This window comes from Arthrobacter sp. HMSC08H08, assembly GCF_001807575.1.
Classification (GTDB): domain Bacteria; phylum Actinomycetota; class Actinomycetes; order Actinomycetales; family Micrococcaceae; genus Pseudoglutamicibacter; species Pseudoglutamicibacter albus.
The window spans coordinates 23549-45527 of sequence record NZ_KV789409.1 but is presented as its reverse complement, the minus strand read 5'-3'; the positions used below and the strand labels follow the sequence as shown (position 1 = coordinate 45527).

21 protein-coding genes and 2 pseudogenes are annotated in these 21979 nt (G+C 59.2%); 13 read left to right on the top strand and 10 right to left on the bottom strand.

The genetic code is table 11. The features are described from left to right. Positions 1-4 precede the first annotated feature (4 nt). From HMPREF3175_RS09035 to HMPREF3175_RS10555, 3 genes and pseudogenes are all read left to right on the top strand, one after another. Positions 5-406, top strand: coding sequence for a cytochrome c oxidase subunit 4 (locus HMPREF3175_RS09035; RefSeq protein ID WP_035755235.1), 402 nt, complete (start codon positions 5-7; stop codon positions 404-406). A 158-nt stretch (positions 407-564) separates the two neighbouring features. Continuing rightward, positions 565-966 (top strand): annotated as a pseudogene (locus HMPREF3175_RS10670) (winged helix-turn-helix domain-containing protein); the annotation flags it as partial. Between the two features lie 69 nt (positions 967-1035). Then, positions 1036-1485 (top strand): GntR family transcriptional regulator, encoded by a 450-nt coding sequence (locus HMPREF3175_RS10555; RefSeq protein WP_070492133.1) that lies wholly within the window; start codon positions 1036-1038, stop codon positions 1483-1485. Between the two features lie 5 nt (positions 1486-1490). Here HMPREF3175_RS10555 and HMPREF3175_RS09025 read toward each other — a convergent pair whose 3' ends face one another. Then, entirely contained in the window at positions 1491-3107 is a 1617-nt protein-coding gene (locus HMPREF3175_RS09025; RefSeq protein WP_070492130.1) for an ABC-F family ATP-binding cassette domain-containing protein, read from the bottom strand. A gap of 226 nt (positions 3108-3333) precedes the next feature. On the opposite strand from HMPREF3175_RS09025, the gene HMPREF3175_RS09020 reads away from it, so the two are divergent. The 4 genes and pseudogenes from HMPREF3175_RS09020 to HMPREF3175_RS09005 form a co-directional block, all read left to right on the top strand. Next, on the top strand, positions 3334-3900 hold the full coding sequence (locus HMPREF3175_RS09020) for a TetR/AcrR family transcriptional regulator (RefSeq protein ID WP_256276354.1): 567 nt from the start codon (positions 3334-3336) through the stop codon (positions 3898-3900). Continuing rightward, on the top strand, positions 3897-4280 hold the full coding sequence (locus tag HMPREF3175_RS09015; protein WP_070492127.1) for a cupin domain-containing protein: 384 nt from the start codon (positions 3897-3899) through the stop codon (positions 4278-4280). The genes HMPREF3175_RS09020 and HMPREF3175_RS09015 overlap by 4 nt, the downstream gene beginning before the upstream one ends. Beyond that, positions 4280-4837, top strand: a complete 558-nt coding sequence (locus HMPREF3175_RS09010) for a DUF4865 family protein (RefSeq protein WP_070492124.1) — start codon at positions 4280-4282, stop codon at positions 4835-4837. The genes HMPREF3175_RS09015 and HMPREF3175_RS09010 overlap by 1 nt, the downstream gene beginning before the upstream one ends. A 73-nt stretch (positions 4838-4910) precedes the next feature. Next, positions 4911-5894: pseudogene (locus HMPREF3175_RS09005) on the top strand (IS481 family transposase); the annotation flags it as partial. A 95-nt stretch (positions 5895-5989) separates the two neighbouring features. On the opposite strand, the gene HMPREF3175_RS09000 reads toward HMPREF3175_RS09005, so the two are convergent. The 4 genes from HMPREF3175_RS09000 to HMPREF3175_RS08985 all read right to left on the bottom strand — a co-directional run bounded on the left by HMPREF3175_RS09000 (position 5990) and on the right by HMPREF3175_RS08985 (position 10310). After that, positions 5990-7657, bottom strand: a complete 1668-nt coding sequence (locus HMPREF3175_RS09000; RefSeq protein WP_035755241.1) for a cytochrome bc1 complex cytochrome b subunit — start codon at positions 7655-7657, stop codon at positions 5990-5992. A 5-nt stretch (positions 7658-7662) separates the two neighbouring features. After that, entirely contained in the window at positions 7663-8718 is a 1056-nt protein-coding gene (locus HMPREF3175_RS08995; protein WP_035755244.1) for a cytochrome bc1 complex Rieske iron-sulfur subunit, read from the bottom strand. An 82-nt stretch (positions 8719-8800) separates the two neighbouring features. Further along, on the bottom strand, positions 8801-9601 hold the full coding sequence (locus tag HMPREF3175_RS08990) for a cytochrome bc1 complex diheme cytochrome c subunit (protein ID WP_035755245.1): 801 nt from the start codon (positions 9599-9601) through the stop codon (positions 8801-8803). A 58-nt stretch (positions 9602-9659) separates the two neighbouring features. Continuing rightward, positions 9660-10310: an aa3-type cytochrome oxidase subunit III gene (locus HMPREF3175_RS08985; RefSeq protein ID WP_035755248.1), complete on the bottom strand. Its 651-nt coding sequence runs from the start codon at positions 10308-10310 to the stop codon at positions 9660-9662. Positions 10311-10541: 231 nt separating this feature from the next. On the opposite strand from HMPREF3175_RS08985, the gene trpD reads away from it, so the two are divergent. Beyond that, positions 10542-11585: an anthranilate phosphoribosyltransferase gene (trpD, locus tag HMPREF3175_RS08980; protein ID WP_070492122.1), complete on the top strand. Its 1044-nt coding sequence runs from the start codon at positions 10542-10544 to the stop codon at positions 11583-11585. A gap of 78 nt (positions 11586-11663) precedes the next feature. On the opposite strand, the gene HMPREF3175_RS08975 is transcribed toward trpD, so the two are convergent. Both HMPREF3175_RS08975 and HMPREF3175_RS08970 read right to left on the bottom strand, forming a co-directional pair. Then, positions 11664-11945, bottom strand: coding sequence for an Lrp/AsnC family transcriptional regulator (locus tag HMPREF3175_RS08975; RefSeq protein WP_070492119.1), 282 nt, complete (start codon positions 11943-11945; stop codon positions 11664-11666). A gap of 163 nt (positions 11946-12108) precedes the next feature. Beyond that, positions 12109-12474, bottom strand: coding sequence for a DUF3054 domain-containing protein (locus HMPREF3175_RS08970; protein ID WP_052048320.1), 366 nt, complete (start codon positions 12472-12474; stop codon positions 12109-12111). 172 nt (positions 12475-12646) lie between these two features. Here HMPREF3175_RS08970 and HMPREF3175_RS08965 point away from each other — a divergent pair, with 172 nt between their 5' ends. The 5 genes from HMPREF3175_RS08965 (at position 12647) to HMPREF3175_RS08945 (ending at position 16343) form a co-directional block, all read left to right on the top strand. Further along, positions 12647-13300: a peptide deformylase gene (locus HMPREF3175_RS08965; RefSeq protein WP_070492116.1), complete on the top strand. Its 654-nt coding sequence runs from the start codon at positions 12647-12649 to the stop codon at positions 13298-13300. A gap of 50 nt (positions 13301-13350) precedes the next feature. Continuing rightward, positions 13351-14322 (top strand): methyltransferase domain-containing protein, encoded by a 972-nt coding sequence (locus HMPREF3175_RS08960; RefSeq protein WP_070492114.1) that lies wholly within the window; start codon positions 13351-13353, stop codon positions 14320-14322. A gap of 111 nt (positions 14323-14433) precedes the next feature. Continuing rightward, a complete protein-coding gene (locus HMPREF3175_RS08955) occupies positions 14434-14895 on the top strand; it encodes an NfeD family protein (protein WP_035755257.1) in 462 nt (153 codons plus the stop codon). 3 nt (positions 14896-14898) lie between these two features. Next, positions 14899-15873, top strand: a complete 975-nt coding sequence (locus tag HMPREF3175_RS08950) for an SPFH domain-containing protein (RefSeq protein WP_070492111.1) — start codon at positions 14899-14901, stop codon at positions 15871-15873. Positions 15874-15995: 122 nt separating this feature from the next. Further along, positions 15996-16343, top strand: a complete 348-nt coding sequence (locus HMPREF3175_RS08945; RefSeq protein ID WP_070492108.1) for an RNA polymerase-binding protein RbpA — start codon at positions 15996-15998, stop codon at positions 16341-16343. A 116-nt stretch (positions 16344-16459) separates the two neighbouring features. Here the strand turns inward: HMPREF3175_RS08945 and HMPREF3175_RS08940 are convergent, their stop codons facing one another. From HMPREF3175_RS08940 to HMPREF3175_RS08930, 3 genes are all read right to left on the bottom strand, one after another. Continuing rightward, positions 16460-17194 carry a polyprenol monophosphomannose synthase gene (locus tag HMPREF3175_RS08940; RefSeq protein ID WP_070492105.1) on the bottom strand — a complete coding sequence of 245 codons (735 nt, stop codon included), beginning with the start codon at positions 17192-17194 and terminating at the stop codon, positions 16460-16462. A gap of 82 nt (positions 17195-17276) precedes the next feature. Then, positions 17277-18962 carry an amidohydrolase gene (locus HMPREF3175_RS08935; protein WP_070492102.1) on the bottom strand — a complete coding sequence of 562 codons (1686 nt, stop codon included), beginning with the start codon at positions 18960-18962 and terminating at the stop codon, positions 17277-17279. Further along, a complete protein-coding gene (locus HMPREF3175_RS08930) occupies positions 18955-21957 on the bottom strand; it encodes a DEAD/DEAH box helicase (RefSeq protein ID WP_070492100.1) in 3003 nt (1000 codons plus the stop codon). Before HMPREF3175_RS08930 ends, HMPREF3175_RS08935 begins: the two co-directional genes overlap by 8 nt. Between the last annotated feature and the right edge of the window lie 22 nt (positions 21958-21979).

Here is a 21979-nt window from a genome sequence, read left to right as displayed (position 1 = left end):
AGTTATGAAAATTAGTGGTTACTTTTTCTTAGCTGGTGTTCTGTTCTTCATTCCGATTGGAATCGTTTACGGTTTCATGACGAGCTTCGAGGAATGGGTAGGTTTCCCAGCACTGGTATTGCTTGGTCTGATGACCGGCATGATCGGCTACTACTTCAACAAGCATGCTAAGCTGTCCGACAACCTGCCGGAGGATGACACTGAGGGTGAGATCGCTGAGCGCGCTGGCATCTACGGTCAGTTCACTCCGTGGTCCTGGTGGCCACTGATGCTCGGGGCTGGCGTAGCCATCGGCTTCGCAGGCCTGGCCATCGGCTGGTGGGTTTTCTACCTCGGCCTAGGTGCTGTAGCAGTCGGCGTCCTCGGTTGGGCGTTCGAACTCAACCGAGGCTCCTACCGCCACTAAATACCAGCTGACATAGTTTGAAGGGGCTTCCGCACCACGGTGCGGAAGCCCCTTCAAACATTTAACGATCGAAAGTATCTTGTTGCCGATATAGTTGAAACGTAAGCCCTCGTCGTTTCTCATCTTCACGTGTCAGACCTTCCGCGGCAGGACGTTCCATGAAGAATCCGTCAGTTACCACCGAGAGCACTCACGACAATCCGGCAACGCAAGAACCACCGCCAACACAGGAACTACCGGCATCCTCAAAACCGTTGGCAACTCCCACAGAGCAGGCCGTCACCAACACGGATCTCATCCTGCAAGCACTCGTAGACGCTTGGAAACATCACCCGATGGGAGCGCAAGGGCCAGCCTCCCGGGGGCAACGCAGCAGGGAATCCTATAAACGTTCAGACGGCCTCACAGAGGCTTTGCGTGGCGTTCTGCTGCAGATACCGCCAGGAACGCGCTTACCGGGGGAGAGACCCTTAGCTGAGGCTTTAGAGGTATCCCGTACGACGCTGAGGAATGCTGTCGAAACGCTAGCCAGGGAAGGTTATGTTCGCGTTCAGCCGGGCAGGGGGACACGTTCAGCCCGGCCTACCTCCACGCCGCCCACGTATGGGCTACGCACCTTCGCTGAGGAGATGCGTTTACGGCACCGCACCCCAAGCGTTCGCTTGATCCGTCACGAGGTTGTGAAGGCGACGAATCTTCTTGCGCGAGAGCTTCGTCTTGAGCGGGGCGAGGAGATCCTGTACCTGCAGCGGCTGCACAGCGCCGATAGCGCACCTGTCGCGGTTGAAGAGATGTACGTTGCGTTGCGGCGCACTCCGGGCCTCTTAGAAGGGCCTCCCAGCGCTCGGATAGAGAAGCATCTGGATGAGCGTTGCGGCGTGTCGTTGAATCGTTCACTCGAACAGATTGAGGCTGTCACAGCAACGTTGATGCAGGAGCGGATGCTGAATCTGAGTTCCGGTGCAGCGCTTCTACAGATTGTGCGCCACCAGTTCTCAGGTGAGGATGTAGTGGTCTTTAGCGGTACGTTCTATAGGCCTGAGGCTTTCCCGATCAGGCTTGATCTCAGGCGCCAGTAGAGCTTTTACCTGCATGACTGCAGGTGGAGATGGCGGCCCTGCCAATGCTCTATCAGCCACCGATCGTGGCTAGCTATGATCAGTGTTCCCGGCCAGTCACGTAAGGCTCGTTCCAACGACTCGATGGTGTCGAGATCCAGATAGTTGGTTGGCTCATCCACGATCAGTGTTGACGGGTGGGCTGATATGGCAACAGCTATTTGCGCTCTGCGTTGGTTTCCGTCCGATAGCTCCGGGATTGGTGTAGACCACATTGCTGGGTGGATGACGCCCTTACCGAGCTGACCCACACCGTTGTGCCAAATACCAACGGTGAATCCGGGGTCGTTTTCCATTGGAAGTCGTTGCGGAACCATGGTCACAGGCTCCTCGCGGGTTATGATCCCTGACGAGATGACGCCCTGTGGCGGCTGAGCGGTGGCGATCCACTGCAGCAGTGTCGACTTCCCGGCGCCGTTATCGCCAGTAACAAGTAGATGTTCACCGGCAGCTAGGTCGAGGTCGCACGGTGCCAGCCGGTGCTCGACAGCAGCGTGCCGAATGCTGAGAGCTAGGCCTTCGTATGGCTCTGGAGTTGGGATGCTGAGTTCGAGTTGATAGTCGCGCGGCTTACGGACTTCCCGCTCTTCTAGTCGTTCTAGCTTGACGTCATCGTTGCGTGTGCGTTTGACGGATGTCGCGGCTGCGCGGTCGGCGAAGAACTTCTTTGCCTTACCCGTCGCGGTCTTGAGGCGTACCCCGCCGCGCGCGATCGTCATGCTCTCGTTGCGGTGCTCGCGTATCTGATGTTTATGCGCTTGTTGCTCGGCATGAATCTGACGATGTGATTGCCGTGCTTTTTCTTTCGCGTCGAGATACTGCGAGTAGTTGCCAGCATTACGGAACAGCCCGCCAGTAAGTTCGTGGCCTTCGGCTCTAGCGAGCTCTTGCCAAACCGTGATGTCCATGTCGTAGATGACAGTCGCAACGTTCTCAATGAACAGACGGTCGTGACTGCTTACAAGCACAGGGCCGGGCCACTTGGTGACCATCGCGGTGAGGAAGTCGATCGCTTCACGGTCCAGGTGGTTTGTCGGTTCATCGAGTATCAGCACGTCTGGTTGTAGCGTGAGCAGCGCAGCTAAGTGAAGGCGTGCACACTGACCGGGGGAGAGACTCGTGAGCAGACGTTCCGAGGAACCGGAAAGCACCCCTAGACCTAGGCCTTCAAGTGTTTCATCTAGGCGTGCTTCGAGTGACCAGACATCGTGTGCCGTCATCGCGGCCAAGAGCTGGTCATATTCGCGCTCGGTCCCAGAGTCGCCAGTAGCCAGCGATGCAGTGGTTTCTTCGAAGCGGTGGGACAGTTCGTGCAATGGTGCCAGCGCTGCCGCGAAATACTCCGCCACAGTACCGTTGAAGCCTTCTGCTTCGTGAATCGGTGGCTCGACAACTCCAGAAGCGATGTGACCGCTGTCTGGTTTGAGGCGCCCCAAGACGAGGTTCAGGAGAGTGGATTTGCCACAGCCATTGGGCCCCACAAGGAAGGCTCGTTCACCATCACTGACGTGGAGGGATACATCATCCAGAACCTGGTGTGAAGCATAGGCGAAAGAAATACTCTGAAGATTGATAGAAGGCACAGCGATCTCCGTAACATTGCAGGGCTTTAGCAACACAATGGGCACCTATAGCGTGCCGCCCGCTGCCAATAGAAGCGGGGTGGAGATCACTTGTTCATGGTTATGAATTATACACACCAGTTAAGTGGGACTCTTGGCTAGATGTACTAACCGGAGACATTGATTGAGCTGGGCGCTGGAAGCAGCCTAGGTGACGTTTGTTGCTACTAGTATGTACACTGGTGGCATGGATACAAGGACACGTCTCTTGGATGCCACTCAGGAACTGCTGTGGGAGCGGGGTTACGCGGCAACCAGCCCGAAGGACATATTGAGCCGAGCCGCCGCGGGCCAAGGCAGCATGTACCACCACTTCTCAGGCAAGCAGGACCTCGCAGTGGCCGCTCTGGAGGCCAGCGCGGCGGCCATGCGGGATGATGCGGATGCGTTGCTCCGTGGCGAGGGAACGGCCACGGAGCGTCTCGTCGCCTATCTCGAGCGTCAGCGCGACTCCCTCCGGGGCTGCCGCATGGGTCGCATGACTTATGACGCCGACGTGCTCTCTACGCCTGAGCTGCTTCAGCCGGTCTCTGCGACCTTGGCCTGGCTGGTCGAGACGATCGGGGCAGTCGTCAGCCAGGGGATCGACGCGGGTGAGTTCCCGTCCGAGATTGACGCCCACCAGTTGGCCTCGATGGTCGTGGCCACAGTGCAGGGCGGCTATGTCTTGGCTCGCGCCCAGCAAGATCCTGCAGAGTTCGACGCTGCCGTCCACGGCGCAACCACGCTCCTGCGTACTTGGAGTCGGCGATGACCTTTACTCCTGAGCACTTCACGGGTGCTGTCGAAGCCACGACCTTGGCGGCGCCTACTCGTGAGTCGACTCTGGCCGTGTACGCCGTCACGTCCGCAGCTGGAGCGCACACTCACTGGCACACCCATCCCAAAGGGCAGGGGCTGTATGTCACGGACGGCGTTGCCCTAGTCCACATTGAAGGGCAAGCGCCCCAGCACCTGGCCGAGGTCGAGTCCATCTGGATCAACGCCGGGCAGCGGCACTGGCATGGCGCTACACCTGAACGGGCCATGACCCATGCCGCCTACCAGCAAGCTGCCGATGACCTGTCGACCATCTGCTGGCAGGAGGCCGTCACTCCCACGACTTACTCGCACGCCACCAAGGTGAACCGCTGATGTACGCCATGCAGTACCAGATCACGTTGCCCACCGACTACGACATGCAGATTATCCGCGATCGCGTCACTCGCACGGGACATCTCATGGACGGTTACCACGGGCTGGAGTTCAAGGCCTACCTCATCCAGGAGAATGCCAAGGGTGCACCCCAGAATGCCTACGCGCCCTTCTACGTCTGGCGCGACATCGACGGAATGCGTCAGTTTTGCTGGGGCGAACCCGGCTACTCGGCCATCGTGCGCGACTTCGGCCGCTACCCGATCCACGACTGGACTGTCCACCAGTTTGTTGCCGGCCCGGCCGACTACTCCGCAGCCCGAAGCCTGACCGTCAAGACCGTGCCCCTCCCGGTTGGTGCCGCGCCCTCCCACTGCATCGAGGACATCACCGCGGACTTCCTCGCCACGACCACTGACTCCACCGTGGCCCGCGTCGCCGCCGTCGACGTCACGACCTGGACCGTCATCCTCGTCGAACTCTGCACCCGTGAAGCCGACGAGAGCTCCACCGATGTCGCCGCCTACGAGGTGCTGCACGTTTCCGCTACTGCCTGACTCACACACCTTCGAGCCGCCCCGCGGGGGCACTTGGCCTTCTTGGGCGGCATCTGCCACTCAGGGAGGCTTCATGTCTCATCCCAACGCCGCTCTCACGCCGCGCCACCGCTTGATCGTCGCCCAGCTCGTGGTCGACCAGGGCTGGCCGATAAGCGAGGTCGCCGCCAGGTTTCAGGTCTCTTGGCCCACTGTGAAGCGCTGGGCCGACCGCTACCTGGCGGGCCAGTCCATGCAGGACCGCTCCTCGCGGCCTCACCACTCGCCAAACAGGACCAACCCGAAGACGACGAAGCGCTGCATCCAGCTCCGCCTCCGATTGCGCGAGGGCCCGCTCCAGCTCGCGTGCCGGCTGGGGATCGCGCCGTCGACGGTCCACCGGATCCTGGTCGACGCGCACCTGAACCGGCTCACCCACGTTGACCGCGCCGCCAGGGAGCCAGTGCGCCGTTACGAGCACGACCATCCCGGGGCGATGCTGCACGTCGACGTGAAGAAGCTCGGCAACATCCCCGACGGCGGCGGCTGGCGCTACGTCGGCCGGCAACAAGGCGACCGCAACCGAGCCGCCACCCCGGACAAGCCCCGCAACAAGTACCGGGATCCGCTCATGGGCAAGGCCTACGTCCACACCGTCATCGACGACCACTCCCGCGTCGCCTATGCCGAGATCCATGACGACGAAACCGCCCTTACCGCCACCGCCGTCCTCGTCCGGGCCGTCGAGTGGTTCAACCAGCGCGGTGTCACCGTCGAGCGCGTCCTGTCCGACAACGGTGGCGCCTACCGCTCACACCTGTGGCGAGACACCTGCGCGGAGTTGGGCGTCCGGCACAAGCGGACCAGGCCGTATCGGCCGCAGACCAACGGGAAGATCGAACGTTTCCACCGCACCCTGGCCGACGGCTGGGCCTACGCCCGCTGTTACACCTCCGAAGCTGAGCGGCGAGGGGAGCTTGACGGCTGGCTGCACTACTACAACCATCACCGGCCCCACACGGCCTGCGGCAACCAGTCACCCTTCTCACGATTGACCAACGTCCCCGGCCAGTACAGCTACAAGGATGCTGTCGAAAGAACCCGGGTAACGCAAAAGGGTGGGTCCGAAACTTTCGTTTCGAGCCCACCCTCAGCTGTTGTGTGGAGTGAAGCTTACTTCTCTACCGAACGGTGATCAGATCCTTCGATCTCATCGTGGTGTTCGTGAGCTGCTTCGAGTTCTGCCGGGGTGACCGGTGCAACACGGTCCTCGAGGAAGAACTTGGCCCACTTGGCGCGGCGGCGCTCCTTCTTGGAGATCTTGCCGTCTTCATCCGGCTGGGCCGGGATGTAGGCAGGGGAGTTGTAGGAGACCAAGCGCCAACGGTCGTATTCGCTGAGCTCGTTGTGCTTCTCGTGGAAACCACCGTCTGGGCTCATCAGAACGATGCCGGATTCGCTACCGTGCAGGACGGTCTCGCGGTCCTTACGCTGAAGCGCGATGCAGATTCGGCGGGTAATGATGAAACCGAGGATTGGGCCCAGGAAGAACAGGACACGCAACCAGTAGGTGACGTCGTTGAGCGAAACCTTGAAGTGCGTTGCTACGAGGTCAGAGGACGCTGCAGCCCACATGACGCAGTAGAAGATCACACCTGCAACACCAACGGCCGTACGGAACGGAGCGTTACGTGGACGGTCGAGGATGTGGTGCTCGCGGTTATCCTTGGTGATCCAGCGTTCGATCCATGGCCAGCCGAACATCAGCGCGAACAGGAACAGAGCCGGGCCAAGCGCTGGCAAGAGCACTGCGAATGCGAAGGTGTTGTCACCCCATGGGAGCGATACGACGCGCTCGAACGAGAAGTCGCCGAGCATACCTGGCATGAGACGCAACGCGCCGTCAACCCAACCGATGTACCAGTCAGGCTGAGTACCCGCGGAGACCGGCGATGGGTCGTATGGGCCGTAGTGCCAGATCGCGTTGATCTGGAAGACACCCGAGATGAATGCCAAGGCACCGAAGACGACGAAGAAGAAGCCGCCAGCCTTAGCTGCGTAGACAGGACCAACCGGGTAGCCGACCACGTTGTTGTTGGTGCGGCCCGGGCCAGGGTACTGGGTGTGCTTGTGAACGACGACCATCATCAAGTGGACAACAATCATCGCGAGGATCATCGCTGGAACCACGAGGATGTGCAGCACGTAGAGGCGAGGAATAATGTGCTCGCCTGGGAACTCGCCACCGAACAGGAACATCGAGATGTACGTGCCGACGATCGGGATGGCCTTGATAACGCCATCGATAATGCGCAGACCGTTACCGGAGAGCAGATCGTCTGGTAGCGAGTAGCCGGTGAAGCCAGCTGCGAGACCAAGGATCAACAGGACGCAACCGACAACCCAGTTGAGTTCACGTGGGCGACGGAAAGCGCCGGTGAAGAATACGCGCAACATGTGCACGGACATCGCTGCTACAAACAGCAGCGCAGACCAGTGGTGTAGCTGACGCATGAACAGGCCGCCACGCACATCGAAGGAAAGGTCCAACGCGGTGTGGTAGGCAGCGGACATTCCGATTCCCTGGAGACCAGGGTAGGAGCCATCGTAAGTGACGTGCGTCATCGACGGATCGAAGAAGAACGTCAGGAACGTACCGGACAGAAGGAGGATCACGAACGAGTAGAGGGCTACCTCACCGAACATGAACGACCAGTGGTCAGGGAAGACCTTGCGGCCGAACTCCTTGACGAGCGACTGAGCGCCCGTGCGGGTGTTCACAAAGTTGGCAATACGACCAGTTTTGGTCTTTGCCTCGTATTCAGTGACCGTATTAGTCATAGTGATCAACCACGCTCCCAGTAGCTCGGGCCAACAGGCTCCTGGAAGTCGCTACGCGCAACAAGGAAGCCTTCGTCGTCAACGGTGATTGGAAGCTGCGGCAGAGCGTGCGACGCTGGGCCGAAGACAACCTTGCACTCCTGCGTGAGGTCGAACGTCGACTGGTGGCATGGGCACAGCAAGTGGTGCGTGTGCTGCTCGTACAGTGCGATAGGGCAACCAACGTGGGTGCAAATCTTGGAGTATGCAACGATGCCGTTGACATGCCAGTCTTCACGACCAGGGGAGATGTGCATCCGGTCTTCAGACAGGCGCATGACAAGCACAACAGCCTTGGCTTTCTCATTGAGCTTGTCTTCCTTGAGCTCATTGAGGCCCTCAGGAATAACGTGCACTGCAGAACCGATCTGGATATCGGATGCCTTAATCGGCAGACCTGAAGGGTCACGAACGAGGCGGACACCTTCGTGCCACATAGTGTGACGCAGAGAGTCAACCATCTGGTTCGCGGTCTTCTTGGTGCGATCAAGGTCGCGGAACATGAAGATTGCTGGAAGCGGCGCGATAGCAGCTGCGCCGATGAGCGTGCCGGTGAGGACCTTACGGCGGCTCATGCCGGACTCTTCGATGATCTCCTCGATCATCTGCTGAGCTTCAGCTCGGCCAGCCTCAGGAGCGATCTCGTGGCGCTCTTCAACAACTTCATGGTCTGGCATCAGGGACTTAGCCCAGTGGATGACGCCAAGACCGATACCGAGCATCGCGAATGCGGTACCCAGACCGATCAGCGTGTTCTGCAAGCGCAGCTTGGTGCCGATTTCGATGCCGGTGTGGCCGACTCCGAAGTAACCGAAGAAGAACAGGATTGTTCCCAAGATGGAGATCAGGAACAAGACGAAGACTTGACGAGAAGCGCGCTTCTCGGCCTTCGGATCTACGTCGGTGATACGCGGGGTGTGCGGCGGTAGACCGGGGTTCTGGAACTCCTTAGGAGTTCCCCCCTGACCGACCGGATCGACGGCACCCGACGTGTGCGGGTTGCCGTGACGTTCGTCGCTCATAGTGGCTTACTACCTTCTCTTAGATGTGCAAGTGGAGATGACATGATGCGTCCCCAACATTAGTTGGGGAGCACGTGGATCATTAGGCGCGACGCGACGTGATCCAGATGGTGAACGAAATGATCAGGGCGAGACCTGCAGTCCAGATGAACAGACCTTCAGCCACCGGACCCAAACCACCGAGCGGGAAGCCGCCTGGGTTGCCCTCGTTCTCAAGCATCTTGAGGTAGCCGAGAACCTGGCGCTTCTGGTCAGGTGGCAGGTTGGTGTCGTTGAAGACTGGCATGTTCTGAGGACCAGTGACCATGGCCTCATAGATGTGCTTTTCAGAAACACCGTGAATGGTTGGCGCGAACTTACCACGGGTCAGAGCACCACCAGATGCACCGGCGTTGTGGCACATAGCGCAGTTAACGCGGAAGATCGTGCCGCCGTCAGCGATCTCTTCTGGAGTCAGGTTGGAGTGATCCAGGGTCTCCTTGGATGGGACAGCTGGTCCTGCACCAAGGGATGCAACATATGCCGCAAGGTCAGCGGTCTGCTGCTCGGAGAACTGCTTCGGTTTGATCTGAGCCTGTGGGCCCTGCATCTGCATAGGCATGCGGCCGGTACCGACCTGGAAGTCAACCGATGCAGCGCCAACACCAATCAGGCTTGGGCCAGCAGGGGAGCCTTCAGCGTTAGCACCGTGGCAGGTTGCGCAGTTGGCGGAGAAAAGCTTGCTGCCGTTTTCTACGTCGCCCTCGGCGGTTGCCTGAGCTTCAGCATTGGCGGAAGTTACGGAACCGGCAACTGTATATACGCCACCAGTCACAACCAAGCCGAGCACAAGCAGGGCGAGGAGTGCTAGCGGGGAGCGCCGGCGCTGGGACAAAGCCTTCACGTGCGGATCCTCAATTCGGGTTTATGGGCAATGAAGTGATGACGGTGGGAGCCGTTGACTACTTCAGGATGTAAATGATGATGAACAGGGCCACCCACACTACGTCGACGAAGTGCCAGTAGTAGGAGACGACCATGGCAGAGGACGCTTCATGGGCACCGAAGTTGCGTGCCATGTAGGTACGTCCAATGACGATCAGGAAGGCAATCAGACCGCCGATCACATGCAGGCCGTGGAAGCCTGTGGTGATGAAGAATGCGGAACCGAAGGCCGAGGACGAGAACGTCACGCCTGCCTGTACCAATTCGGTGTATTCGAAGGCCTGGACGGCAACGAAGATGGCACCCATCAGGAACGAGAGGATGAACCATTCCGCCAGCCCCCACTTGCCGATCTCGAAGATGCCGCCGGTACGCCGCGGAACCGCAGGCTTACCGTGCGCTTCGACCTTGTTCACGCCGATCTGGCAGGTGAAGGACGAAAGCACAAGGATCGTCGAGTTGATCAAGGCAAGAGGGAAGGCCAAATGCTGGGTATCCGCTGCCCAGACGTCTGGCCTTGTGGCCTTGAGGGAGAAATACATGGCGAATAGAGCCGCGAAGAACATCAGTTCGGACGACAACCAAACGATGGTTCCGACGGCCACCATGTTGGGGCGGCGAGGAATGGCCTGCCCCTGCTTGCTGAGTGATGAAGTCGCAGTGGTCACAGACCCATTATCCCTATTTCGACCCGTTTTGCCCAACGGCACGCCGCCTCTGGTGTCGTACATCCCCTATTAACCGCTTGCTCTCGGGGTTCTCGTGGTTACGAAACAAACAACCAGGCAAGGCGGTGTCCGTCTCAGAGAATCCGAGTTCTGTGTGAGGAAAAGAGTTACGTGCTTAGCGTCACGTTCACCGATTGTTTCGCTTCGACCTTGTAACCTGGCCACGTGACGATGACTAGTGAAGTTTTTACCTGGCCCCAGATCCTCGCGCCTCTTATGGAGGGGCGTGACATCACGACAAGTCAAGCAGCGTGGGCGATGCGTGAGATTATGCAGGGATCTGCAACCGATGCGCAGGTTGCCGGCTTCCTCATCGCGTTGCGCACCAAGGGGGAGACTGTCGATGAGTTCACTGGGCTTGTGGATTCGATGGTCGCCGCGGCCCGACCGCTCAACGTGGAGGGGGAGACCCTCGACATCGTAGGTACGGGCGGTGACCGCCAGAACACCGTCAACATTTCTACGATGGCCTCGCTTGTGTGCGCGGGTGCTGGCGCGCGTGTAGTGAAGCACGGTAACCGTGCAGCGTCCAGCTCGTCGGGCTCAGCTGACGTGATCGGGGCGCTTGGCGTTCGGCTGGATGTTCAGCCTGAGCATTTGCTTCCGGTTCTTGAAAAGGCTGGCCTCACGTTCTGTTTCGCGCAAGTTTTTCACCCCTCGATGCGGTTCGCGGCTCCAGCACGTGCACAACTAGGGGTGCCTACGGCTTTCAACTTCATGGGTCCTCTCACAAACCCGTCTGACCCGAGCGCTTCGGTTATTGGTTGCGCGATCGCCCCGATGGCTCCGATCATGGCTGGCGTTCTTGCCAAGCGAGGCAAGCGTGGCCTGGTTTTCCGTGGCGAGGATGGCCTTGACGAGTTCACGACCACCACTTCAAACAAAGTATGGGAGGTCCGTGACTGCGAGGTTGCAACGTTTGAATTCGATGCTCAAGACATCGGTGTTCCACGAGCTACCTTGGATGATCTGCGCGGAGCTGACGCCGAACACAACGCACAGGTGGTTCGCGACGTTTTGGCGGGGGAGAAGGGGCCTATCAGGGATGCGGTCCTGCTCAACGCAGCCGCTGCGTTGGTCGCCTTTGACAAGGAAGCCTCAGGCTCTTTCAAGGACCGAATTGCCGCGAAGTACGCAGTAGCCGAGCAATCGATTGATTCGGGTGCCGCTCAGAAGGTTCTCGAAGCCTGGGTTGCCGCGACACAAGAGGCATAAAGAGGAAATCCTTAAACGCGTGAGGCGTACCTAGTCTGGCCAACGGCTAGATACGCCTCACGCGTATATAGGGATCTATTATTCGAGGCCCAGCGAGAACGCTGCCTCAAGATCGTGTTGAGAGAAGGCTCGGAACGCGATGTTGGTGGTCGTGGAGACCACACCTTCGACCTTATTGAGATGGTTTGGGATAACCTCAGCGAGGTCTTCGTGATTCATGACACGCACGATAGCGATGAGGTCCCATTCACCGCCAGCAACCGAGTACACCTCAGCCACTCCATCGAGCTCTGAAATCTCCTGGGCGGTCTCCGGGATCCGTTCGGCCTCAACATCGATCATCACAAAAGCGGTAATCATGACTCTCCTTATACGTGGCAACTTATTCAGGGCATCTAGACAGGGCAACCTAGACAGGACCTATAGGACTCGCAGACCACTGTACGCGCGGGGGAGTCACACAACCTATATGCCCATACATTTTTAGACAAACATCAACACTGAAGTGGCACACCTATGGTGTTCAGACGCGGTGGCGCATGAAGAGGCCGCTGATCATGCGGCGGCCAATCAAGAACAGGAACAGCACACCGGCTGTCACGAGAATGAACGGCAGTGCTGCAGTGGCTCCGCCGACGATCCGTAGCAGAACGCCAATCACGACGACCAACGCCCAATAGATGAAACCGTGCGGCCAGATCTTCCAGTAGGTTTGCCATCCGCGGGTCACTGCGAATGCGATCAGGACCGCAACCATGAACGGCCACGCGACCTGGAAGATCCCGCCGGCGCTGAGTTCTTCATTATGAGAGCTACGCCCTGTGGTTGCGAAGACAAGCATGAGGGCGAGATCGACGATGAGCCACAGGATCCACACGAAACGTTGCATACACATCAGTCTATGCCGGGCAGAGCCCGGTGGGGCGTGGGCACCACAACATTACTTGACATAATGTAGATTATCGGCGCTTTTTATATAGGTGCCGCGACGACGCCGCAATACAGTCCATCCAGTCCATACAGCCCATCGTGAACCATTTCCCAGTGCGATAATGATACACATGTCCTCTGAGTCAAACAATCACTCCAGCACCCACTCCAACGAGCCCCAAGCTGACACCCCAGAACGCGCGCCGTTTTCTTCAGAGCCTCTGCCGCTTGTGCATGTTGGCGACCCTGTCTTGCGTCAGGTCTGCGATGACTGGGATGGATCTGATACGCCTGAGTTACGCGAACTCGTTGAACGCATGGTCGCCACAATGCACGACGCGCCGGGCGTCGGCGTTGCCGCACCCCAGGTCGGCGTGAATCTTCGCTTGGCGGTTCTCGAGGATCTCTACGAAATACCGGCTAGCTTCGCCGAGGCACGTGAACGGGAAAAGCTCGAGCTCATGGTCGTACTCAATCCGTCCTATGAACCGATCGGTGATCGAACGGCTACGCATTACGAGGGTTGCCTTTCGATGCCAGGCTATACGGCTGCAGTCGAGCGCCCTGCTGACATCCGCGCAACATGGCAAGACCTTGACGGGAATCTACACATCCGCGATCTTTCAGGTTGGCAGGCTCGCATCTTCCAGCATGAGACCGACCACTTGGCCGGCATCATCTATATCGACAAAGCCCACATCCGTAGCATCTGCACCGATGAGAACTACGCGGGGCTGTGGGCCGAGCCGACACCTCATGAAGTCCGCGAGGCGTTGCAGTTTTGAGTCGCCCTTCACCGCACCTCTCCCCTGCTGACAACAACGCTAGCATAACAATGCATGATACAAAAGAGGTCGCCCCTCAAGATTCACACGGATTTTCGTGGACCTTGACCTGCCCTGTATGTGGCATCGAGCCCTCGCCATTGACCATCGAGTACAAGGGCAATAGGAAGCCAGCTACCGCATCGTGTGCTTCAGGCCACCGCTTCGATGCCGCCCGCCAAGGACACATCAATCTACTGACCGGCCGCGGCACCTCGTTCACACCGGATAGCCGCGACATGGTGGCCTCACGCATTCAGTTCCTTGAAGCGGGGCACTACGAACCGATCGCGCGCACCATCCGGGAGGCCATAACAAAGCACACCAGCCTTGACCACACAAGCGATACGAAAGAGAGAGCGGATCATTGCTCCGCTCCCCTTGTGCTCGATGCCGGATGCGGCACAGGCTATTACCTCGCCCACGCAATCGCCGGGCTGGGCGCTGGCGCACGCGGCATCGGGTTCGACATTTCTCCCGCCGCAGCGCAGCGTGCCGCGCACATCGACAATGTTTTGGCCCTCGTGTGGGATGTGTGGCGCACTTGGCCTATCCCCACACATTCAGCCGATGCAATCCTCAATGTATTTGCTCCTCGCAACTGGGAGGAATTCGACCGAGCACTCAAACCATCCGGCGCGCTGATCGTGGTGACTCCCCTACCTGAGCATCTGGCTGAGATACGCGATCTCGCAGGCCTCTTAGCGATCCAAGAAGGAAAACAGGAACACCTGCTCGCTGATGCCGCTCGCCACGGTTTCCATCTTGTGGGCGAACACAGCCTCAAAGAAACGATGCTGCTAGAGCCTCAGGCGGTATCGGCTCTAGCGCACATGGGTCCAGCCGGGCATCATCACAGCCGCGATGAGATCCGTGCGCGCGTCGAAAGCGAATGGGACGGGCACGTTCCCGAAACGGCCCAGACCCATTCAGCCTTGCAGGTCACATGCAACGTCATGATCAGCGCTTTCAAGAAACAGTGAACATTCTTTTCAAACTGATCATTCTGCTCAAACAGTGAGCGTCCCCAGCGAACCAGCAGCCATGAGACCAGTGAAATCCACTAATTCCCTAACTCATGCGAAGATAGGGTCATGATGCATTGGATCATGGAAAACGGTTGGGCGTTTTGGCTCATCGTGATGCTCGTCATGCTCGGAATCGAGATGCTCTCGCTCGATTTATGGTTCGCGATGCTCGCAGGTGGGGCCCTCGCCGCTACCCTCACATCGCTGGCCGACGCTGAATTTTGGTTGCAGCTCATCGTGTTCAGTGTGGTTTCTTTGATCCTGATGACAACGTTGCGGCCCTTCGCGATGCGGATGTTGCGCAAACGAACCACAGACGCCCGCTCCAACGTTTCCCGGCTCATCAACAGTGAAGCCCTCGTCCTCGAACGAGTCACTAAGCAGACCGGGCTCATCCGCGTTGAAGGCGACGAATGGAGCGCCCGCACCAATCTTGCTCAAGGCATCGCACCAGGTGAATACGTCACGATTGACAGCATCCAGGGTGCAACCGCCTACATCTCCCCTGTCCGGACACACGAAAGCTAACCTATGTCATCAGTAGACTCCTCGGAGCCGTTCCTCTCCCCGGCGCTCGTTGTGGCGCTCGTGGTTGTGGTGATTGCGCTCATCGTTTTAGTCAAGTCCATCCACATCATCCCGCAGGCTCGTGAACGCATCGTTGAACGTTTGGGCCGTTACCACCGCACCGCGAAAGCGGGCCTGACCCTGGTGGTGCCGTTCATCGACCGTCTCGGCCCGGTCATCGACTTGCGTGAACAGGTTCAGACCTTCCCGCCGCAGCCGGTGATTACCGAAGATAACCTCGTGGTCAACATTGACACCGTTGTCTACTACCAAGTCACTAACGCGAAGGATGCCACCTACGAGATCGCGAACTATATTCGCGCCGTTGAGCAGCTGACCACCACGACGCTACGTAACGTGGTCGGCGGCATGAACCTTGAAGAAGCCCTGACTTCGCGTGACCGCATCAACGGTCAGCTGCGCGGTGTTCTCGATGAGGCGACCGGCCGCTGGGGTATCCGCGTATCCCGCGTTGAGCTCAAGGCGATTGATCCGCCGATGTCCATCCAGGACTCGATGGAAAAGCAGATGCGTGCTGAACGTGACCGCCGTGCCGCGATCCTCACCGCAGAAGGCGTCAAGCAGTCCCAGATTCTGACTGCTGAGGGTGAACGCCAGGCTCAGATCCTCAAGGCTGAGGGTGAAGCGAAGGCCGCTGTTTTGCGTGCACAAGGTGAAGCTGAAGCGATCCGCAACGTCTTCGAAGCGGTCCACACAGCTGACGCCTCTCCTAAGCTGCTGGCGTACCAGTACCTGCAGCAGCTACCAAAGATCGCCGAAGGTGAATCGAATAAGCTCTGGTTCATCCCGACCGATGTCACTGATGCGATGAAGGGCCTCGGCAATGCCTTCGGCAGCCCTGGCGCTTCATTCGGTAGCGCTTTCGCCTCCGATTCCTCCGAAGCCGGCGGCACGGCTGGAACGGACGCGAAGAACTAACCTGTCTGGTTCGCAGGGTGCACCATGATGTGCGGGAATAATTCCGCCGGCATCGTTGTTGCACCCTGCGAATCATTTTTCATTGGAATTAAACAACGACAAGCAAACACTGAGGAGAACGTGTGAGCGATCGCAGCCTACGCGGTATGCGTCTTGGATCTCAGTCGATGGAGTCTGAGGCAGGTGTCGAGCCTGCAGCTCGTCAGACCGTAACCTACGAGACTGAAGACGGCGAACGCATGGATGTCGTTTTCGCCATCGAAGCCGACGTCCCGACCGTTTGGTACACCAAGACCGGCAAGAAGGCTAAGCGGATTGACGGTGGCGAAGAGGAACCAACCAAGGAAAAACCGGTTCGAACCCACTGGGACATGCTGCTGGAGCGTCGCTCTTTCGACGAACTCGAAGTTATCCTCAAAGACCGCTTGAACCAGTTGCGTGAGGCCCGCGGAGAGAAGCCGAAGAAATAGGGCTCACCCGGCCGGCTGAACGCTAGAAGGCCGAGTACGTACACGTTGAGGGGCTGCACCGATGTTCTCGGTGCAGCCCCTCAACGTGTATGTTGGGCTGCTCAGCAGATTGACGCTTAGCCCTTGAACAAGCTAACGAGCTTTTTCGCTCGAGCCTTCAGGCCCCATCGAACAACGTTGAGCAACGCTTCGACGATGATGTTGCCGCTCATCTTCGATTCGCCCAGCTCACGGTCGATGAAGGTCACGGGAACCTCAACGATCTTGTGTCCAGCCAGTGCTATCTGGAAGGTCATGTCGATCTGGAAACCGTAGCCGACAGACTCAATCGAGCCGAGCAGCTCATCCGTGAGAATCTCCACCCTATATGCGCGCAAGCCAGCCGTGATGTCTTTCAAGTTCAGGCCCAAGAAGAAGCGGGAGACGAACGATCCGGCCTTCGAAAGCAGCTTGCGGGACGCCGGCCAGTTCTTGACCTCGCCCCCAGGAACCCAACGGGAACCAATCGCGGCATCCGCGCCGCGTTCGATCGCACGCAGCAAGCGAGGCAACTGCTCTGGCTGATGCGAGCCGTCAGCGTCCATCTCCACCAAGACGTCATAGCCGCGCTCTTTACCCCACCCGAAACCAGCGAGGTATGCGGCACCCAAGCCCTGCTTACCCGGACGGTGCAGAACGAAAACCTGCTCATCGTGCTCGGCGATCTCGTCAGCGAGCTTGCCGGTACCGTCAGGCGAGTTGTCATCGGCGATCAAAACGTCCACGTGTGGAACCGCGGCACGAACACGCTTAACGATGCTTTCGAGCGTCTCAATCTCGTTGTATGTAGGGATGATAGTCAATACACGCACAGTGTTTAGTCTAACCTTTCACGATCCTCATCCACGCTTAGGCGGCCGTTGCACAGCACTGACTGCGCAACGGCCCACACCATTATGGGTGCAAACCTTGAGCGTCCCATAGAATTTCGCCATGCCGCAGCGTCGCCCAGCACTCCGGCAGCTTCTCACCGTCAAGGTCCGGAAGCATCGGGGTCCGTGCCCGCGCATCCGTTGAGAAACTGGTTCGCGACTGATCAGCAGAACCGACCACGAGCTCGCTCGGTTCCCAGATCGCAAACGTGGCTGAAGCTCCCCAACGCAAGACGCCCGCCGTAGGGTCAGGACTATTCAAGGCGCGGTAGCCGGCGCGCGTATGAGCGAGGAATCCCGCGCGTGCAGGCAGAGTCTGTTGCGCATCGTGGTGATGCATCGCCGCACGAATCGCCTTCCACGGATGAGCCTGGGTCACCGGGGCATCCGAGCCGAACACGAGCGGAACCCCTGCCGCAGAGAGCGAGCCGAACGGGTTCATACCGCCAGCCCGCTCGACGCCTAGGCGGGCCTCATACATGTCGCCTGTATGACCCCACAACTCATCGAAGCGCGGCTGAACACTCGCGGTGAGGCCGTAGTCCAGCATCGTCTCAATGTGTGCAGCATCCAGCATTTCAGCATGTTCGATGCGGTGCCGTTGCTGCCGGATCGCACGGGCACCCACCACATCAGCGGCGAGCCGATACCCTTCCAGGAGCGCGTCCAGCGCCGCATCGCCGATCGCGTGGAAGCCTGTCGAGACGCCCGCGGTAACGCACGCGATCACGTGCGCCGCTACCTGCCGAGGGGTTAGCAGCAACTGCCCCTTCTCCCCCGGCGCGTCCGCATAATCCTGGCGAAGCGCCGCGGTATAGGCGCCAATCGAACCATCCATCGACAAATCCCCGCCGATGCCAGCTAAACGCCTGTAACGGCTGTTGGAGCTGAAAGACGCCACGAGCTCGCGCGCCTGCTCTTCAGTCTCGACAAGCTGCGCCCAGAACGCATCCACCGAAGGGAAAGCCCGAGCCTCTTGTTCGCACGTTGCCAGAAGAACCTCGAGGTCACGCCCGCCCGAAACGTGCGGTGCCGCCATCTCCGTCACCAGCGCATGCCCCGTCTGAGCGAAACTGCTCAAAGCTCTCCGTTGCCAATCACGCAGTTCATCATCGCTAGCTGTGAGCGCCCAGTCTCGCAACGCATGATGCTCTTGTTCACTCATCCACGCACCATCAAGCTCACCCGATGGAACGTCCAGGCCAGCCGCGGTGAGTGCCGCACTCGAGGCCAGAGCCGTGTGCAAGTCTCGACGCAGAATATAGGCCGGGCGGGACCCCACCGCACGGTCCAGTTCCGCTACGGTCGGCAAAGCTGCCCCGTCCGCTACTCCAGCGTCACCTTCACAAGCCGCCTCATCCCACAGCGTCTCATCCCAACCGGACGCCAAAACACGCTGTTTCTCGCCCAAGCCGGCCGCGTAGCGGGACAATTCATCCAGAAACTCAGTCTTGGAGCGCACATGATCCAGCTGCAGAGTCGAAAGATGCCTGCCGGTCTCAGTGATATGAGCGTGAGAGTCCACGAAAGCCGGCGCGATGAGTGCGCCTTCAACATCAACGACCGTCATGGCATCAGAGATGATCGTCTTCGCAGCAGCGTGGGTACCCATCCACGCGATCGTTCCGTCCTCAACCAACATTGCAGTGGCGAACGGATCCTCCGGCGCATAAATCGCAGCGCCCACATACATGACCGGCTTAGTCATGCGTCTCCTTTTCTTCTAACGCTTCCTCGACCACCGAGGAGACCTCCACGATGCCTCGCGAGATCAGATCCGCCGCAGCCGCCGCACTCGCACACACATCCGGGGCAATCGCCTCGTTGCTAGCAACCTGACCTAAAAAGTCGATGGTCTGCTTAGCCCAACGTACAAAATCGCCGGCCTCAATCGGGGACGCAAAAAGCGCATCAGCAAGGTCCTCGCCCGTCGCCCAACTGTGCATCGGCTGAACAAGCGAACAATCCGGGGCGGGCGTCGGCTCGATGTGGTGCTTCTTCTCCAAGCGAGAAAGCTCCTCAGCGATGCTCACGGCTTCATCCCAGATCGGGCGAACACCGGTAGGCCACACGTGCGGAACCACATCCGCATCCCGTTTAGGCATGAACACGAACATCGTCGCAGCCGCGGCCATCGCCGCAGGGGAAAGACCAGAGAACAACCCCGTATTAGCTACCAGGCACGTCAACAGATCGCGCTCGCCGTACATCCGCAGCATCACAGTGCCCGCGTCAGTGACCCGCGCATCTTGGCCGCGTCCCTTGACGTAGCCGACCTCCTCCAAGACGTGCAGAACACGGTCGAAGGTTCGCGCGATCGAGTTGGTGCGTGCCTGAATCTCTCCGTGGAGGCGGTCTGTTTCTCTTTTGAGGCGCTGATAGCGCTCGGCCCAACGCGCATGCTGTTCACGGTCAGGGCACTGGTGGCACGGGTGGTCTTTGAGCTTGGCACGCAGTTCTTCGATGCGTTCGTTCGCATCCTGCTGACCCGGGAACGTGAAGCCCACAGTCCGCGGGCGGTGCTTGGGCGACCTGTTGGCCGCTGCGTTACGTGCCCGGCGAGCCAACTCGATGCGCTCCGTAGGGGAAGCTCCCTTAAAAGACTTAGGAACCTTGACCCGCGCCACAACCTCAACCGGAGCGTCGAGGTCATTGACGCTCAGGCGGCGGCTCGCCCCTTCCATCGTGACCACGAACGGACGCGGGTCGCGCAAGGACGGGCTGGGTTGGGTCACCACAACAACGCCAAGCCCGCGCCGGCCACCCACCTCAACGATGTCGCCGCGAACTAGCGATTCCAGCGACATCTCGATAGCGCTCTTGCGGGCACGGTTACGTCCCGAGGAAGCCGCTTTCTCCGCGGCAGAAAGCTCGGCACGAAGTTGCGCGTATTCCTTGAAATCACCCAAGTGACACTGCATGGCTTCCGCGTAGCCATCGAGGGATTCTTCACGCGAATCCAGCTGGCGGGCAAGCCCCACAACAGAAGCATCGGCCTGGTATTGAGCGAAAGACCGTTCAAGGACTTCACGCGCTTTCGGAGCCCCCAACCGGCGAACCAGGTTGAGGCTCATGTTGTAGGTTGGGCGGAAACTTGAATTCAGCGGATACGTGCGCTTCGAGGCAAGCCCGGCAACCTCGCCCGGCTCCATCCCTCGATGCCACGTCACTACCGCGTGCCCTTCAACATCGATTCCGCGGCGCCCGGCCCGTCCGGTGAGCTGGGTGTATTCCCCCGGGGTGATCGGGACATGTGTTTCGCCGTTGAACTTATCGAGCTTCTCCAACACCACTGAACGTGCGGGCATGTTGATACCCAGAGCAAGGGTTTCCGTCGCGTAAACGACCTTAACCACCCCGCGCACGAACAGGCGCTCCACGGCTTCCTTAAACACTGGAACCATGCCGGCGTGATGCGCGGCAATGCCTCGCAGCAAGCCCTCACGTAGCTGCCAATAGCCGAGCACATCGAGGTCTTCGGCAGGCAGATTCTGCGCTACTTCATCCAGCTCGGCACGGATGATCCTCTGTTCGTGTTGGTCCGTAAGCCTCAGACCCGCGTTGATGCACTGCTGGACAGCGAGATCGCATTGCTTCCGCGAGAAAATGAACACGATCGCTGGCAACAGGTGCGCTTTCTTCAGCGTCATCACCACGTCAGGCCGTTGGGCCTTTGCCGGAACGAGGTGATGTTCTTCATGCTGTTCATGCCCAATGCGAGCATGAGCGCTCCCCTCAGCACGGTGCGCCGAGTAGCTTTCCCCACGGCTATAACGCTGCGCATCTTCCTTGAACTCTTTAGAACGCTTAGCGCGCCCGCCTTGACGGCCACGCCCGCCACGACGGTTGCGGCCACGCCGCTCGCGCTCATTTCGACCATGTGAACGGCTACCTCGTGGCGCGCGCCAATCCCTCAAACCGCCACGGGAGTTTTGCTGCTGAGCAAGCCGCAGCAGGTGCGGATTCACCAGTTGGTCAACACCGGCGGTCTCCTCGAAGGAAACATCTTCAGCGAACAGATCCACCAGCTGCTTGCCCACCAGAACATGCTGACTGAGCGGGACTGGCCTGTGCTCGGTCACCACCACATCGGTGGCCCCGCGCACTGAGTTCAGCCACCCGCCGAACTCTTCAGCGTTGGAAACCGTAGCCGAAAGCGAAACCACCTGGACCCGTTGCGGCAAATGCAGAATAACCTCTTCCCACACCGCGCCCCGGTCTTTATCCGCCAGGTAGTGGACCTCGTCCATGACCACATATTCAAGTCCCTCGAGGGTTGTGGAGCCCGCATACAGCATGTTCCTGAGAACCTCGGTGGTCATCACAACTACCGGGGCCTCAGAGTTGATGCTCGTGTCCCCCGTCAGCAACCCGACGTTATGGGCGCCATACGTGTGGGCGAAGTCAGAGAACTTCTGGTTCGACAACGCCTTGATCGGGGTCGTATAGAACGCCTTAGTGCCGCGGGCCAGCGCCAAGTGCACCGCGAACTCACCTACGATGGTCTTACCGGCGCCTGTCGGAGCGGCAACCAGGATATCGCGCCCGGCTTCAAGCGCGTCACAAGCCGTGAGCTGGAACTCATCCAAATCGAACGAGAATTGCGACGTGAACCGGCCGACCTCGTTCCGGTTACGGCGTTGCCTGGCTGCTGCTGCTTGGAAGCGCTCGGCGGGGCTGAGTCCCTCTACTTCAGATGACACGTCTTGTCCTCGATGCTTTCTT